15 protein-coding genes are annotated in these 16,599 nt (G+C 38.4%); 3 read left to right on the forward strand and 12 right to left on the reverse strand.

The annotated features are described in order from the left end of the window. Positions 1-69 precede the first annotated feature (69 nt). The 6 genes from CAP51_RS05165 to CAP51_RS05190 form a co-directional block, all read right to left on the reverse strand. Positions 70-771 (reverse strand): superoxide dismutase, encoded by a 702-nt coding sequence (locus CAP51_RS05165; RefSeq protein ID WP_425426738.1) that lies wholly within the window; start codon positions 769-771, stop codon positions 70-72. 158 nt (positions 772-929) lie between these two features. Beyond that, complete coding sequence (gene htpG, locus CAP51_RS05170) at positions 930-2,867, reverse strand: molecular chaperone HtpG (protein ID WP_087619651.1); 1,938 nt, start codon at positions 2,865-2,867, stop codon at positions 930-932. A 98-nt stretch (positions 2,868-2,965) separates the two neighbouring features. After that, positions 2,966-3,310, reverse strand: coding sequence for a lysozyme inhibitor LprI family protein (locus tag CAP51_RS05175; RefSeq protein WP_087619652.1), 345 nt, complete (start codon positions 3,308-3,310; stop codon positions 2,966-2,968). A 168-nt stretch (positions 3,311-3,478) separates the two neighbouring features. Further along, positions 3,479-4,063 (reverse strand): OmpW/AlkL family protein, encoded by a 585-nt coding sequence (locus CAP51_RS05180; RefSeq protein WP_087619653.1) that lies wholly within the window; start codon positions 4,061-4,063, stop codon positions 3,479-3,481. A 247-nt stretch (positions 4,064-4,310) separates the two neighbouring features. Next, complete coding sequence (locus tag CAP51_RS05185) at positions 4,311-5,756, reverse strand: Na+/H+ antiporter family protein (protein WP_087619654.1); 1,446 nt, start codon at positions 5,754-5,756, stop codon at positions 4,311-4,313. Positions 5,757-5,919: 163 nt separating this feature from the next. Next, positions 5,920-6,792: an alpha/beta fold hydrolase gene (locus CAP51_RS05190; RefSeq protein WP_087619655.1), complete on the reverse strand. Its 873-nt coding sequence runs from the start codon at positions 6,790-6,792 to the stop codon at positions 5,920-5,922. Between the two features lie 127 nt (positions 6,793-6,919). On the opposite strand from CAP51_RS05190, the gene CAP51_RS05195 reads away from it, so the two are divergent. Then, positions 6,920-7,420 carry a DUF4442 domain-containing protein gene (locus tag CAP51_RS05195; protein ID WP_087619656.1) on the forward strand — a complete coding sequence of 167 codons (501 nt, stop codon included), beginning with the start codon at positions 6,920-6,922 and terminating at the stop codon, positions 7,418-7,420. Positions 7,421-7,490: 70 nt separating this feature from the next. Here CAP51_RS05195 and CAP51_RS05200 read toward each other — a convergent pair whose 3' ends face one another. Together CAP51_RS05200 and CAP51_RS05205 are read right to left on the reverse strand one after the other, a co-directional pair. Beyond that, entirely contained in the window at positions 7,491-9,122 is a 1,632-nt protein-coding gene (locus CAP51_RS05200) for a vWA domain-containing protein (protein ID WP_087619657.1), read from the reverse strand. 208 nt (positions 9,123-9,330) lie between these two features. Continuing rightward, on the reverse strand, positions 9,331-9,693 hold the full coding sequence (locus CAP51_RS05205; protein ID WP_087619658.1) for a DNA transfer protein p32: 363 nt from the start codon (positions 9,691-9,693) through the stop codon (positions 9,331-9,333). Between the two features lie 177 nt (positions 9,694-9,870). Between CAP51_RS05205 and CAP51_RS05210 the strand changes: the two genes are divergently transcribed. Further along, a complete protein-coding gene (locus tag CAP51_RS05210) occupies positions 9,871-10,545 on the forward strand; it encodes a DNA-3-methyladenine glycosylase I (protein WP_087619659.1) in 675 nt (224 codons plus the stop codon). 52 nt (positions 10,546-10,597) lie between these two features. Here CAP51_RS05210 and CAP51_RS05215 read toward each other — a convergent pair whose 3' ends face one another. From CAP51_RS05215 to CAP51_RS05225, 3 genes are all read right to left on the reverse strand, one after another. Next, on the reverse strand, positions 10,598-11,473 hold the full coding sequence (locus CAP51_RS05215) for an NAD(P)-dependent oxidoreductase (protein WP_087619660.1): 876 nt from the start codon (positions 11,471-11,473) through the stop codon (positions 10,598-10,600). Between the two features lie 101 nt (positions 11,474-11,574). Beyond that, a complete protein-coding gene (locus CAP51_RS05220; protein ID WP_087619661.1) occupies positions 11,575-12,930 on the reverse strand; it encodes a solute carrier family 23 protein in 1,356 nt (451 codons plus the stop codon). Between the two features lie 498 nt (positions 12,931-13,428). Then, positions 13,429-14,145, reverse strand: coding sequence for an outer membrane protein OmpK (locus CAP51_RS05225; protein ID WP_087619662.1), 717 nt, complete (start codon positions 14,143-14,145; stop codon positions 13,429-13,431). Between the two features lie 164 nt (positions 14,146-14,309). Between CAP51_RS05225 and CAP51_RS05230 the strand changes: the two genes are divergently transcribed. After that, positions 14,310-15,395 carry a sugar phosphate isomerase/epimerase family protein gene (locus tag CAP51_RS05230; protein ID WP_087619663.1) on the forward strand — a complete coding sequence of 362 codons (1,086 nt, stop codon included), beginning with the start codon at positions 14,310-14,312 and terminating at the stop codon, positions 15,393-15,395. 50 nt (positions 15,396-15,445) lie between these two features. Here the strand turns inward: CAP51_RS05230 and CAP51_RS05235 are convergent, their stop codons facing one another. Continuing rightward, positions 15,446-16,438 carry an isopenicillin N synthase family dioxygenase gene (locus CAP51_RS05235; protein ID WP_087619664.1) on the reverse strand — a complete coding sequence of 331 codons (993 nt, stop codon included), beginning with the start codon at positions 16,436-16,438 and terminating at the stop codon, positions 15,446-15,448. Between the last annotated feature and the right edge of the window lie 161 nt (positions 16,439-16,599).

The following is a 16,599-nucleotide window of genomic DNA, read 5'->3' on the forward strand; positions in this document are numbered from 1 at the left end:
TATCATGATAAAAATAAAAAAGTAATTACTGCGATAGACAGCAATCACTTTTTTCTTCCATCACTTAAATTATTTTTTGGTGGCTGCAACAAAGCGCTGATTGACCGTATTCCAGTTCACTACATCCCAGAAGGCTTTAGTATAGTCTGCACGGCGGTTCTGATATTTTAAATAATAGGCATGTTCCCACACATCCAGACCTAACAGTGGAATACCTTTGGTTTCGGCAACATCCATCAACGGATTATCTTGATTCGGTGTTGAACTCACAGCCAGTTTTCCATCAGGTGTCACAATCAACCAAGCCCAGCCTGATCCAAAACGCCCTGTCGCCGCTTCATTAAATTTTTGCTTGAATGCATCAAGTGAACCAAAGTCGGTATTAATCTGTTTTAATAATGCTGCACTTGGCTGGCCGGTTTTATTGCTTGGCGCAAGGCTATTCCAGAAAAAATCATGATTAAAATGACCACCGCCATTATTACGAACCGCAGTATTGTATTTGGAAATATGTTTTTGTAATTCAACTAAATCGGTTTTATCCAGTTCAGGGAAAGTTTTAATTTGTGCATTAAGATTATCCACATAGGCTTTATGATGCTTGCCATAATGGATTTCCATGGTTTCCTTATCAATCGATGGTTCCAAAGCATTGGTCGCATAAGGTAAAGGCGCCTGTTTAAATTCTGCAAGACTCAAACTACTTACGCCAAATACCAGACCAACTGCCAATAGCGTTTTTGATACATTTTTTAAAATCATCTGTTGCATTGTTTTGACCCTCTAGACATGGTTTTAATAGATAATTATTCTCATTTATAACATGTCTGTCATATTTCTCACGTATAAATTTGTTATTTTAATGACGAAATATATAAAAAAAGCACACCATACTTTGTATGATGTGCTGCATCTCTATCAAATAATGCTTATTTTAATAATAAGCTATTGATACGTTTAACATAGGCTGCTGGATCTTCGGGCAACCCACCTTCTGCAATCACCGCCTGATCAAAAATCACATTGGCTAAATCATCAAACTGAGCTGAATTTTCCAGTTTTTTTACCAGTGGATGTTCAGGGTTAATTTCCAGTGTTGGCTTGGTTTCCGGAATAGCCTGACCCGCTTGTTTTAACATACGAACCAATTGTGGGGACAGTTCACCTTCACTGGTGACCAGACAAGCAGGTGAATCAACCAAACGCGTTGTAACACGAACTTCTTTGGTTTTATCTTTTAGCGCATCGGTTAATTTATCAATGACAGGTTTAAATTGTTCAGCGGCCTCTTCCAGTGCTTTTTTCTCTTCAGCATCCTGTAAATCGCCAAGATCAACCGCACCTTTTGACACGTTTTGCAGTGGTGTACCGTCAAATTCATGCACAAAGTTCATTGCCCATTCATCAACACGATCTGCCATCAACAAGACTTCAATTCCTTTTTTCTTGAATAATTCAAGCTGAGGCGAGTTTTTAGCAGCTGCCAGACTGTCCGCCGTCACATAATAGATGGCTTTTTGGCCCTCTTTCATACGAGCTTTGTAATCTGCAAATGAAGTACTGATTTCGTCATTAGTTGAGGTTGCATAGCGTAATAATTTTAAAATACGCTCACGATTACCAAAATCCTCACCCAAACCTTCTTTGATCACAGAACCAAATTCACTATAGAACTGTTTGAATTTTTCCTGATCTTTTTCATCTTCCGATTTAGCCAGACCATCAACCAGTGTCAAGATTCGACGGGCATTACCTTCACGGATGGTTTTAACATCACGACTTTCCTGTAATAACTCACGGCTGACATTCAATGGTAAATCGGCACTGTCAATCACACCCTGTACAAAGCGTAAATAATTTGGAATCAGATTATCCGCATCATCCATGATAAATACACGTTTTACATAAAGCTTAATTCCTGCCTTGGCTTCACGGGTAAAAATATCCTGTGGTGCCTTGCGTGGAATATAAAGTAATTGCGTATATTCGGTGGTACCTTCAACACGGTTATGTGTCCATGCCAATGGTGCTTCGAAATCATGAGACAGATTTTTATAAAACTCGATGTATTGTTCATCGCTAATTTCATTTTTATTACGTGTCCATAACGCACTGGCAGAATTCACAGCTTCCCATTCATCAGTTTTTACATACTGACCACCTTTAGGCTCTTCTCCCTCGGCAACTTCCTCTTCCTGCCAGACTTCTTTTTGCATTTCGATCGGCAAGCTGATGTGATCGGAATATTTATTGATGATTTGTTTTACTTTATAGGATTCCAGATATTCCAGTGCATCATCACGCAAATGCAGAATAATATCGGTACCACGAGAAGCTTTATTGATTTGCTCAACCTCAAAGTCACCTGTACCACCACTGGTCCAGCGTACACCTTCATTAGCTGGCAAGCCCGCACGACGAGATTCTACTGTGATTTTATCTGCCACAATAAAGCCTGAATAAAATCCAACCCCGAATTGACCAATAAGCTGTGCATCAGATTTTTGATCACCGGTTAACTTGGACATAAAATCTTTGGTACCTGATTTTGCAATCGTCCCCAGATTGTCAATGGCTTCCTGTTCACTCAAGCCAATACCATTATCAGAAATCGTAATGGTTTTTTTGTCTTTATCCAGACTTACACGGACATGTAGATCGGGGTCATTTTCATAATAATCAGGATGATTGATCCCTTCAAAACGCAATTTATCGCAAGCATCTGAAGCGTTGGAAATTAATTCACGTAAGAAAATTTCTGGATTGGAATACAAAGAATGCGTGACTAAATGCAATAATTGTGCGACTTCGGCCTGAAAACTATGTTTTTGTGCGGCCTGTTCTTGTGTAGCATTTTGTTCGCTCATTGATAACTCCTTGAATTGTAACTCTGTATTTGTCTGAGTAATCAATGGCGTTTTTAAAGCAAATTTCAATATACAAATTCAAAAATTTCTTGTTAATTTTAAAAAGGTCCCTGACTCAGTACCCGTTGATTGATGATTTCATCGAGATGCGTTTGTCGTACCTGATAGGCTTTAGCAATGCATCCAGTATTGGCAGCACACTGGTTTCTTTGTTTGAGCCACTGATATTGCAATCCTTTTTCTGCATCACGGCTGCCCATCGGAACTGCCCTTAAGACTATGTTGTACACCGTTGCCATTTTTACATCGGCATCGTTGAGCTGTCTGACCTGACAAATCTGTTTTTCAGTTGCAAGTTTGGCCTTATTGCAATCAAAACTCGCTGCAAAACTGCTAGATGTAAAACACAAGCATATACAAGCAAACAAATGGGTGATACGCATTTTAAACCTTCCTAGCTTTATTCTCTTTTGTCTTTTTTACCAGTCTAATCATAGAAATTTTGAACTTATACTGTTAATCGTTGTATTTATCATGCTTTATGTAAAAAGACTTATATAAAAATGCCCCACATTAAGCGGGGCAAATTGACCTAATTTTTTATGGCATGATTAGAAGTTATAGCTATAACCTAATGTATAAACAACAGGATCAATATCTAAATTAAATTTAGTTGTTGAATCTACCTTAACTTCTGGATTTAGATCAGCATAACGCACATCAACAAAAACACCCCAGTTTTTGGCGTCAGCTGGCTGGAAGTTAAAACCGATCTGACCTGCAAAACCAAAATCTTCTTTTACATCTTGCACACCTTTAACATCCCATGGAATAAATGCTGTCGCACCTACACCAATATAAGGAGTGAAACGAGATGAGTTTTGAAAGTTATATTTTGCAGTTAATGTCGGTGGTAAATGTTTTAATTCTACCGCATTAGCACCATTGATTTTAACATCTTGTTTAAATGGTGCAGCTAATAATAATTCAACAGAAAAAGGACTATTTGCAAAACTATATTCAACAGATGGCGTAAAGTTAACCTCATCGTCAGCTTTTACAACTGTTGCTGCATTTAATTTTGTTTCTTGGGTTGGATTTAATAAACTAACACCTGCCTTAACAGTCCAAGGTCCAGCCATGGCAACAGAAGACATACCCACTAACAAACCAGTGATGAGAGCTTTTTTTAACATTTTAAAGCACCTTAAAGTAAACAAAAAACTTATCTTGAGTTAATCATAAACCCACATATTTATACCTTGCAAGCATATTTATACACATTTTTTAACATTATTTATAATAGTATGATTTTAAATAATTTATATTAATTCGACCAATTTAGTTGGACATTAAATCCAACTAAATTAATCTACTTTAAATTCCCACTATTTTAATCTGATTTATATTGATCTGATGATATTATTACAACTCGTTTTTAGGTTATAAAACCATGGCAGCAATCCAGCCAAATATTAATAATGGAATATTAAAATGAATAAATGTTGGCACCACTGTATCCCAGATATGATCATGCTGACCATCGACACCTAAACCAGCAGTCGGTCCCAGTGTAGAATCCGATGCAGGAGAACCAGCATCACCTAGTGCCGCAGCAGTACCAATAAGTGCAACTGTCGCCAAAGGAGAAAACCCAAATTGGACACATAAAGGCACATAAATCACCGCAAGTACTGGCACACTAGAAAAAGAGGAGCCAATTCCGATGGTGACAAACAAACCGATAAATAGCATCAAAAACGCGGCCAGTGCATGATTATCACCAATCAAATGAACCACACTATTCACCAGTTGATTAATATCACCAGTATGTGTCATGACCGAAGCAAAACCTGCTGCCGAGATCATGATAAAACCCACCAGTGCCATCATGCGCATGCCTTGTACAAAGACATCATCGGCCTGTTGCCACTTAAAGATACCCGCAGTAGAAAGTACCGCAAAACCGACCAATCCACCGAGAATCATTGAACCAGAATACAATTGGGCAACCAGCGTCAAAATAATGGCCAGAATCGCCATTAACATGACTTTCCTGGAAATTTTTGGCACATCCTGCGCTTCCTGTTTTAATTCCTCGGCATCCTGTTGCAGCGTATCGTTTTGTTGATGAAGCTGTTGTTGCTCATCTTGAGTGGTGGCACGAAGTGGTTTATCCAGATCAATGGTGGTAATCGGTTTAATTTCCCGATCCTGATAGATACGGGGTTTACGATAACTGACAAAGACCGCAAACAATGTACCAATCACCATACCCAATACCGAAATTGCCATACCTGCCGGCATCATCCAGCGATCAACATGCAAACCATAGGCTGCGCCAATCTTATTAATATTTCCCATCAAGATTTGTTCGAGAAAAATTGCACCAAAACCGACAGGTAAAAAGATATATGTCCCGACCAGTCCCAGTGTTAAAACACAAGCAGCCGCACGACGATCAAGCTTTAAATGATTCATTACCTTAAGTAAAGGCGGCACCAAAACTGGAATAAATGCGATATGAACCGGAATCAGGTTTTGTGAGAAAATGGCAGAAATTAATAAAATACCCAATAATAAATATTTTACCTTGGTGGCCTGACTCTGACTGGCTTCCATACCTAAAATACCAATCAGCTTATGTGCCAGTAAATCCGGCAAACCGGATTTTGACAACGCCAGCGCAAAAGCACCCAATACTGCATAGGCCAGCGCAACTTCCGCACCATCGCCCAAACCAGCATTAAAGGCCTGAACAGTATCCGACAGGCTTAATCCTGCAACCAGTCCGCCAATAATCGCAGACACAACCAAGGTTAAAACAACCGAAACTCTTGCCAGTGACAGTGCAAACATCACTGCAATGGCGACAACTACTGCATTCATAAGAATCGTAAGGTGAAATAAAAGGCGGTATTCTAACAGCCCAAAACCAGACGAAGATAGCGCTCATAGAAAGAAATACCTGATATTCGGCGAAAAATATCAGGTTTGACCTTATGATCGAATATATTCAGGGTGTTTATACCGAGAAGCACCTGAGAATGTTTTAAGAATATTTTTGTGCAAAAGTCGCAATGTAGTTGGCAATTTTTTCCGGTTGACTCAAAATCGCCCAATGATTAGCATCGACTTCCACCTGACTAAAATCATCAACCCAGTTTGGCATTTCCTCAATATAGTCAGGACTAACAAAACGATCATATTTTAATACGATGGCTTGTACAGGGCATTGTGCATAACGCTTGCGCGGTTTTGCCAAAGCTGGCAGGAAATTAGCACGATAGAGTTGTACTCCAAATTGACCATCTCTTGAAATGTTGGCATTGATCGGTAAGCCTTGTTGTCTTTCTAAACTGGTAAGAAATTTTTGCCAAAATTTTTCGGAGGAAAAACGCCAGAATGTCGGTGCCAGCAAAGGTAAATGAAATATCCCGATATACCAGGATTTACTTAATAATTTCATCCATTTGGCTGGGTCTTTTTTACGCAGTTTTGTCAATGCAAATGTTGCATGATCAAGACATGGTCCGGAAATCGTAGAGTACGACAAAATCTTGCCACGAAAACGTGGTTCGGTCACAGACTCCCAACTTTGGATTGAACCCCAGTCATGTGCAGCCAGATGATAAGATCGATCCGGAATCACCTGATTTACCACAGACTCAAGATCATCAGCCAGTTGTGGTAGGCGATAGCTTTTGACACTGGCAGGCACACTGGAAGAACCAGCCCCACGAACATCATAAGTAATCACATAGAATTGATCACTTAAAAAAGGAATAATCGGTTCCCATGTTTCCTGATTATCTGGATAACCGTGTACCAAAACTAAGGGTGGTAATGTTTCATCCCCCCATGTTTTGACATAAAGCTTTTGCTGATCCGTGGTGTTTACCCAAAATTCTTGTTTTCGTGTCATGACCATAACCTTTATTTAAATATAGATCCTATTGACTCAATCCACCCCACTCAGCGTAGATTGCACCAATGCTTTTACAACATCATGCTCTAGTATGATTAAAAACATCATGAGATAAATTGACCCTATGGACATTATACGAACTGTAAAAAGCCTACCGGGTATTACAAAACTTCTGATCAATCGCTATGCACCGTTTCGTGGGGCTGGCATCAGTATCGACACACTAGATTTAAATCAAGGATTTGTTCGGGTAAAAATGCCTTTAACCCGCCAAAATCGTAATATTGTCGGTGTGCAATTTGGTGGCAGTCTATATGCTATGGTTGATCCTTTTTATATGTTGCTACTCCTGCATTTATTGGGCAACAAATATATTGTCTGGGATAAATCGGCCACGATTAACTTCCTGTCGCCGGGTCGGGGCACGGTATATGCCGAGATTCGTATTGATGCAGCAGAGATTCGCCATATCGAGTATCTGGCTGCCAATAATTCCCCCATTCTACGGGTGTATAAACTGGATATTATCGATGAAACCGGACAGCGGATCGCTGAAGTCGAGAAAACTATCTATATCCGCCGCAAAAAAGCTACAGCCTCACGCTCATTATTTAAATCACGTTAATCTCTAAAATAGAAGATAATAAAAACCAAAAAGCGTATAAAATTGATTCTATACGCTTTAACCTTTCCCTTTAATTAATTGACTGACGATCAGGATAAGTTAATTGTGCCTTTTGCATTAAGCCAATCATTTCCTGCTTTTGTCCAAACTGATCTGCGCTTGCACCCGCTTTTGCCATACTGATAATCTCTTGCCATGACATGACAGGAATGTCTTTACGTTGTTGCAGCTTAAATGCAAATTGTGAGGCAGCAACCGCAAAATAAAGGTCCTGATCCGCCTTCTCCCATGGCACCAGACTATTTTGTTTAATCGCCTGTTCAATCAGTTTTGATTCTGTCTGATGCGGCAATTTATAACGCAATCTCAGATAGGCAATTTCACCATTTTTACTGCCCTGTACAGTTTTCGCATCAGCCTGATAACGTAGCGGCTCAAGCGTTGCTTTTGCACCAACTGGGACAATTTCATACAGTGCTGTCACCGTATGTCCTGCACCAATATCCCCTGCATCGACCTGATCATTATTAAAATCTTCCCGTGCCAGTTGGCGATTGTCATAACCCAACAAACGATATTCCTGTACATAGGCCGGATTAAATTCAACCTGAACTTTTACATCATTAGCGACATTGGCAAGCGTCGAACTCATTTCATGAATCAATACTTTACGGGCTTCGCCGAGTGAATCCAGATAGGAATATTTTCCGTTACCAGCATCGGCCAATTGCTCCATCAGCCCATCATTAAACCGATAATTTCCCACGCCCATAGTGGATAAGCCAATGCCTTTTTGTTGATACGTAGCGATCATCTGTTTTAAGGTTTTGGTATCATTGACACCGACATTAAAATCACCATCGGTTAATAATAAAATGCGGTTAATTCCATGTTTAAGATAATGATTTTCTGCCTGTTGATAGGCCATTTGAATTGCCGACTCACCATTGGTTGCACCTGATGCAGTCAGTCGACTAATCGCAGTTTTAATGGTTTGTTTATCGCGACCCGAAACACCGGATAAAATCACTTCCTCTTTGCCACTATAAGTCACGATTGAGATTTTATCCTGTGGGCGTAACTGATCAACCATTTCCAATAAAGCGGTTTTTACCAAAGGTAGCTTATCTTCACTACCCATTGATCCAGAAACATCAATCAGATAAACCAAATTGGTGTCTGGCAAATGCTGCGCTTTGATATCCTGCGCTTTTAAGGCAATTCGTAGTAGTTGATGATTTTTGTTCCATGGCGCAGTGGTGAATAGTGTGTTGGTGCTAAAAGGTAGATTTTGATTGCTTTGCGGATAATCGTAGCTGAAATAATTGATAAACTCTTCGGCGCGAATCCCTTCCGGCACAATCTTCTGCCCACGCCAAATCATTTGTCTTGCATTGGTATATGAACCGGTATCCACATCAATTGAAAAGGTCGATACTGGATGTTCAGCCACACGTTTAATCGGATTATCTATTTTATCTTCATATTGCTGGGTATTGACATTGGACGCTGGCAAGGAGCGAGGTGGCAAAATAGCAATACGTTGATTTTCTGCGACTGCTCGCACAGCATAAAGACCTGTGGGTTGCGCTGAAGGTGCTGTAATTTCAGCATTTACTGCAGCCGGAGGCTGTGCTGTTGAACAGCCCCATAAAGTCGTTACACCCAGTAAACTCAGCATGCTTACATTGATCTGTTTCATTTTTATACTCTACTTGTGATTGTAAATTTTATTTTAAACTGCCCTGAGATAAACTAATCACAACTGCAAAAACACGCAGGCAGTAAAATACCAAAAATTTAATCCTGTTTTGGATCTTAATCTCTTTTATCACATATTACCCAAGACGCAATCCAGATACAAAAAAAGCCTACCATACACGCGATAAGCTTTTCTATATCTCACATTATTAGCGACGATTTTCCTCAATGGCAGCACCTGCACCACCGCCAATTGCACCACCAATGGCAGCACCTTTATCACCACCAAAAATAGTTTCGCCTACAATCGCACCAATACCTGCACCGACTGCACTGCTGGTCGTGCCAGACGTTGAACTACCCTGTGTATTGGTTCCGACACCTGCACCGACTGCTGCCCCTGCGGCTGCACCGACTTTACCACCGGCATGATTACCAACCCCACCGCCTAATGCACCACCAACTGCGGCTGCACCAATCCGATTTTGTGAAGGGGTAGCACTGGCACAACCAACCAATAATGTACTAGCAGCAATAATACTGGCAAAAACAGGAACTATCGTTTTATTCATTTCCTTATCTCCTTAATCACAGGTATACCTCACCATAGTAAAAGAACAATAGATGAATAGATTTTAAATAAGTCGTATATTTGTGCAGCAATGAATGTTTTTTTGTAACGCTTTGCTTGTAATACATGCCAACATATTCAAATATCTTTATACAGATAAAAAAGATTGAAGCACACCATGACAGCACAACCTCAACGATGTTTCTGGGTATCACAAGAGCCTTTATATCAACATTATCATGATCAGGAGTGGGGGCAAATTTGTCTTGATGATCGGGCTTTGTTTGAACAATTTTGTCTGGAAGGACAACAAGCCGGATTATCATGGTGGATGGTATTAAAAAAACGTGAAAATTATCGACATTATTTTTTTCAATATCCAATTGCGCAAATTGCCAATTTTTCTGATGAACAAATCAAAGAAATATTACTTGATCCCGGTATTATCCGTCATCATGGCAAACTACTGGCAATCCGGGAAAATGCTCGTCTCTGGCTAAAATATACAATTGAATTTGAAAGTTTAAATTCCCATACCGAATTGTCTGCTATGACGTTCTGGCTCTGGCAACATGCTTTTTATAGCAAGGCAGAAATTCTTGATCAAATCGCCGTGCGCCGTCATGCCAAATTAGTTGATTATGATCTGGACCAGCTACGCAGTTGGTACTTGTCAGAACGACTCAAAAAACTGGGATTTAAATTTGTTGGTCAATCTATTATTCATGCCTATATGCAGGCAGTCGGCATGTTTAATCATCATGATAAAAGTTGTTTTTGTTATCAACCAGTTGAGCCGCAACGCTTTGTAATTCAACAACGCTTTTTCCACGACCTGATGAAAAAAACCTGATGAAAAAAGTGACTTAAGCCATCATGACTCAAGTCACTTTAATATGAAATCATCAACTTAATTGCGTCTGATTCCATTGTTCCAGTAACTTTACTGCACTGGAAAAATCACTGGGTTGCGGCAGACTGTTACTGGCAGAACGCAACAATTGCTGGGTTAATTGTAAAACCGGCATCACCGTATTGCTATCACTGGCCAGATCCGTGGCAATTTTTGCATCCTTTGCCAACAGATTCAAAGCAAATGTCAGTGGAAATTCCTGACTCAAAACTCGCTGGGCAAAAATATTATGAGAAATACCACTTTGCCCACTAGAGGCATTAATGCATTTTAAGGCAGCATTTAAATCTACGGCTTGTGCTTTTAGGTTACACATCCCTTCGGCCAACGACCATAAATTCACGGCCATTAAAATATTATTCACCGCTTTCACAGCAAAGCCAGCACCACTTTGTCCGACATATTCGATCATGCCAGCAAAAGGCTGAATCGCAACACTGGCTATCGCCAAGGCTTCGGCATCACCACCGACCATGACTGTTAGTGTACCTTTTTCCGCACCAATGGTTTGTCCGGATACAGGTGCATCAAGATAAGCAACTTGTCGTGCTTTTAAACTCTGTGCCAATTTTTGTGCAGACTGTGGTTCACCGCTGGTGCAATCCACCCAGATACTTCCTGCTTTTGGTGGCGCCTGTGCAATAATGTCTTCGACCTGCTGGCTGGTTGGCAAACAGGAAAAAATTACATCAGCCTGTACCGCGTGTTCCAATGAAGTTGCTGTCGTAGAAAAAAGTTGCGCATGTTGCTCTGCTTTACTAAATGTACGGTTCCAGACCCGCACATCGGAAAATGCTTTGGGTAAATGGGCTGCCATATGCCAACCCATTGCCCCCAGTCCAATAAATGCCACCGATTCAATTGCCATAATAAATCCTATAACACATAGATAAAGAGAAGAAATTAGATATTAATAACCGTTGTTTATCTTTCCATAGGAAAGATAAACAGGACAGCTAAATGAGTTTTTTATTCTTTTATGGATGAAGCAGGTGAAGATAAAGGTGCTGTCGCTCCAGTACTCGGTTTGCTCGACAAACTGTCACGATTAAATATCAGATTCATTAAAATCGCAGCGAAAGTTGCCGTACCAATCCCACCGAGATCAAAACTGCCAATATGTAAAGCATAGTTGCCTGTGCCCATAATAATCGCTACCGCAGCCACCATCATATTGCCATTTTTACTGAAATCGACTTGGTTGCTAATCCAGATTCGTGCGCCTGCAATAGTGATCAAGCCAAAGACAACAATCGATGCGCCACCTAAAATTGCCACAGGAATGGTACTAATTAAGGCACCGAATTTGGGCGATAAACCCAGTAAAATTGCAAATGCACCAGCAATCACAAAAACAATGGTCGAATAGATTTTAGTTGCTGCCATTACACCGATATTTTCGGCATAGGTGGTCATTCCTGTGCCACCGACAGAAGCAGACAGACTGGTACATAAACCATCGGCAAAAAAGGCTCGTCCCATATACGGAGAAATATCCTGTCCTGTCATGGCACTGACGGCTTTAAAATGTCCCAGATTCTCAGCAATCAAAATAATGAAGACTGGTGCAATCAATAAAATCGCTTTGCTATCAAATACAGGAGATTGGAAATTAGGTAGACCAAACCATGCCGCATTGGAAATGGCATTAAAATCAATAGGTGTACCCAGTCCCATGACATTTGCCATTATGAAATACAAAATATAGGCAATCACCAACCCAACCAAAAGCAACAAACGGCGAACCATGCCTCGGGTAAACACAGCAATCGAAGCAATACTTAAGACGGTCACTAATGCCATCCATGTATCAAAAGTACTGCCTGACACTCCCTTAATCGTCACAGGTGCAAGATTCAAACCGATAATCATGACAATTGCCCCTGTGACCACAGGTGGCATGAGTTTTTCAATCCACTGCGTACCGGTACGCATCACAATAAGCCCGACCAAGGCATATAAAATTCCGCAAACAATGGTACCTCCTAAGGCCAGTGCAATATTGGGATTACTGCCTGCCCCGGCATAGCCTGTTGCCGCAGCAACAGCACCAATAAAGGCAAAACTTGAACCTAAATAACTGGGTACATGACCACCCGTAATCAGGAAAAATAAGATCGTCCCAATCCCGGTAATAAACATGGTTAAACTGGGGTCAAATCCCATTAACAAGGGTGCCAGTACAGTTGCGCCAAACATGGCAAAGGCATGTTGCAGCCCTAAAGCCACACTTTGCCCTGCGGGTAAATATTCATTCATTGCCACCGGTGTTTTTTCGATATCACCAGTATAAGGTCGCCATTTTACAAACCAGCTTTCTTTCATTATGTACCACCACAAGCCTATTCATATATTATGAAAATTAATGATGCTTAGAGCTAGCAAACAATATTGGAGTATTAACATTTATAAATTCAATTTTTATTGAATTTATAAATAATTAATTTATATAGAAAAGTATATTTTCTATATTTTCACCATAGCTATACCAACAAAAAATCAATTTATATAGTTAAAGCATAAAACATGCCAAAATTAAAAATAACTTTATTAATTACTTACAAACAATCAATTCTTAAAAAATTTGACCATTTGGTTCAATTTGAGTCAAAAAAAATCATATTGCACAATAATAGACCATTAGCATAAAATTAGTTTTAAAACAAATCATATTTTGATTGCTATTTTTGAGCTAAAATATGACACAAACAAATAAGGCATGGAATAATAATATATTTCACGCCTAAAATTAATTTAATATTCAATTTCACTAATCTATAATAAAATAATATTAAATCGTCTATCTTCTTTTATTAAAAAATTTCAGAAATGATATTTTACTAAAGCACTAACATTTCTCTCATCTTTATCCGGTACACCATATTTATTAGTCCAGTTCGAATACTCAATCCCAAGATATAACTTGGTGTCTGGCGAGATATGTTTTCCAACATTCCATTTCAACTGACTGGTCCAGTTCATTTCACTTTCATGGTCATCTTCTTCAGTCGACCAATCCAGAAAACCATCAAACAAAAAATCTTCTGAACCTAACTTAAAAGGTACACCATAAGTTAATGTTAATTGCCAATCATCTGTAGTTAAATCATTTTTTGCCCGATATACATTTAAACTTGCATATTGAAAATACGGGATATCAAGATCAAAACCCAAGCCATAAAGATAATTATTCATATTATCTCCACCTTCCCAAGTTGTTGATAATAGTACATCTTTTAAAATACCAAATTGCATATTATATCCAGTAGTTGCCCCAAGACTTAAGCGTGGAGAAACCTCAAAATAGGTATCCTTTTGTCCACCACTTTCTGTACGATCAGCAAAACCAAAAAAATCACCATATTTTAATTTGGCTGCATATTCAAAAGTTACTGTAGTCTGCTTTTCATCTGGCGTTAATTCATAATTTGTCCCATATAAACCGGTGATACTGAAATCCTGCCAGATTGGTTCAGCATATGCTGCTATCGGTAGATAAAAAATTGTAGTAGAAAATAATATCTGACCCAGTTTTTTCATTCACTTACCCTCTCAATTTAAAATTTGCTTTTTGCTATTTTACAAAAGCAAAAAACAAGCCAAATTTGACCAAATGGTCAAATTTTAAAAATATAAAATTGGTATTATTATTGCTTTATCTATTACTGCGTTAATTATCCATTTTAAAATCATTAAGGTGCGACATGAAAAAAATGTTTCCATTAGGATGTGCTGGTCTTGGAATACAATCTTCATCAATAGAAAATCCTGTTTCTCTGATTGAACCAACTATTGAGGAAAAATTTAACTTATTAAAAGAGGCTGAAGTTTGGGATTTTCTAGATCATATTCCAATTAAAGAACAACAAATTGATGCATATATTAAAGCAAGTCAAAAAGTTAACCTTCCTATTTATTCTGGTTATGGATTATATACATTAGGTCTTGATGAAAAAAATGAGTTTAAAAAAAATATCGATTTAACTCATGCGGTGGGAGCAAAATATCATAATGTTATGCTTTCCGCAAAAGATATCAATAAAGCCTATATCTCTAACAATCAAGTTGCAGAATTATATCTGCACTTTTATGAATATGCCGATAAAAAAGGAATCACGATTACTTTTGAAAATCATGTTGATAACTGGTCAGAAGATTATAGACGCGTACTTCAAGTCGCAGATGTTGTTGAGAGTAAAGGTGTACGTTTTAATATGGCAATGGATTATAGCCATTGTATTTTTAAGATTGAAAATGAAATCGAAATATTTACCTCTGGCTTCAGAGGTAATAATGAAGCAATTATGAAATTAGACCCATATAATTCAAATAGTTATGCTGATGATTGGCTAAATCGACAATTAATCACTTGGGCACAAATACGTCCGGCTGTGCCAAATGGCCCAAGAAACTGGTGGGCAGGAGAAAGTTGTCCCTGGGATGGTCTAGGGAATGACAGACCTGGTCGCGGTATACAGTATCCATTTAGTCAACCCAAAGCAGGAGAATGGCATACAGAATTTTGGCATGCACATAAATTAGCCTGTACGAAAGAAATAATTCGAAAAGTAATTGATCATTATCTCTATGATCCATTATCAAATATTAAGCTGATGACTGTCGATAATATTAATTTATGGTCATATGGTTTGGGATGGAAATACAATATGTTTAATGATAGCTGTTTGGTTGCGCAATATATTAGAGAAATTTATGCTGAACGAGCAGCTATTTATGAAGCAAAAAAAGATAAAAATTCAAATCAATTTGTAGAACAATATAGACTGTAAAACCTTGAGAGTTATTTTAATCTGGGATTAAAATAACTCTTTTTTATTTTTTAATAATAAGCAGCTTTCTTGGCCATTGATTCTTCAGCCTTTTTATACGAGCGATTATACATTTGCTCTAAATGTTCTCCAACTGTACATGGTTCAAATTTTGGAACTTCATTTTCCTTAAGCGTTCCAGGTACAGGAGAAATCACAGCATGATAATCAGGTTCATAAAAAAATGGGATAGAATATCGATATTCACCATTTGAATAGACATTTCTAACCCGATGTGGATTTGAATGATATAAACCATTAGTCCATTTTGGAATCATATCTCCTAAATTAACCACAAAGGTATCTTCAATTGGAGAAGCTTTTACCCAAGTTCCATCAGGCATACAAACCTCAAGCCCTCCTATCTGATCCTGAGCTAAAATAGTAACAGATCCCCAGTCTGTATGTGCCCCTGCACCAAATGTTAATTCATCTGCATCTTTTGGATGTGAAGGGTAACGTATCATGCGCAGAGTCCCCATAGGATCCTGACTTGAGGCATCAAAATAATTACTTGGCAAAGAAAGTGATAATGCCAATAATTTCATAATGAAATCTGATAATTTATACATTTCATCAATATATTCTAGACAAATAGACTCACATTCTGGTAATTCAGTAGGCCATTGATTTGGACCATAATTTTGATATTTGGCAATCGCATATGGATGATCTTGTGGATAATTTTTACCACAATAATATCCTTCTTTTAAATCAGGTTTGGCATTTGGATCTAATTGCTGACCATTAATTTTGTCAAATCCTCTAAAACCAAAGAAATTTCTTACATTATACTTTTGCTTTATTTCATCGGATAAACTTAATAGCTTTTTCGCCAAAGTAAATTGTCTGGTAACCGTATCACGACTAACACCATGATTTTTGACGTAGAAAAATCCTGAATTTGTTGCAGCTTTATACAACTCTTTTACAACTTTCTGAGTTATTTCACTTTCCGGATCATTAATATCTACATCTTTTAAATCTATGACTGGAATACCCATTTCATTGCTCCTATATATCTTCAATTAACCCTTTTAAACAGATTAAAGATCTCAACCTTTATGCCATAATAAATACAAGCAAATAATGCACCAACTTATAAAAAATTTAAAAATTAATATATAAAATATTTTCTTTTAATAATATAGAGTTATCCTCTATA

The organism is Acinetobacter populi, assembly GCF_002174125.1.
In the GTDB taxonomy this organism is placed as follows: Bacteria; Pseudomonadota; Gammaproteobacteria; order Pseudomonadales; family Moraxellaceae; genus Acinetobacter; species Acinetobacter populi.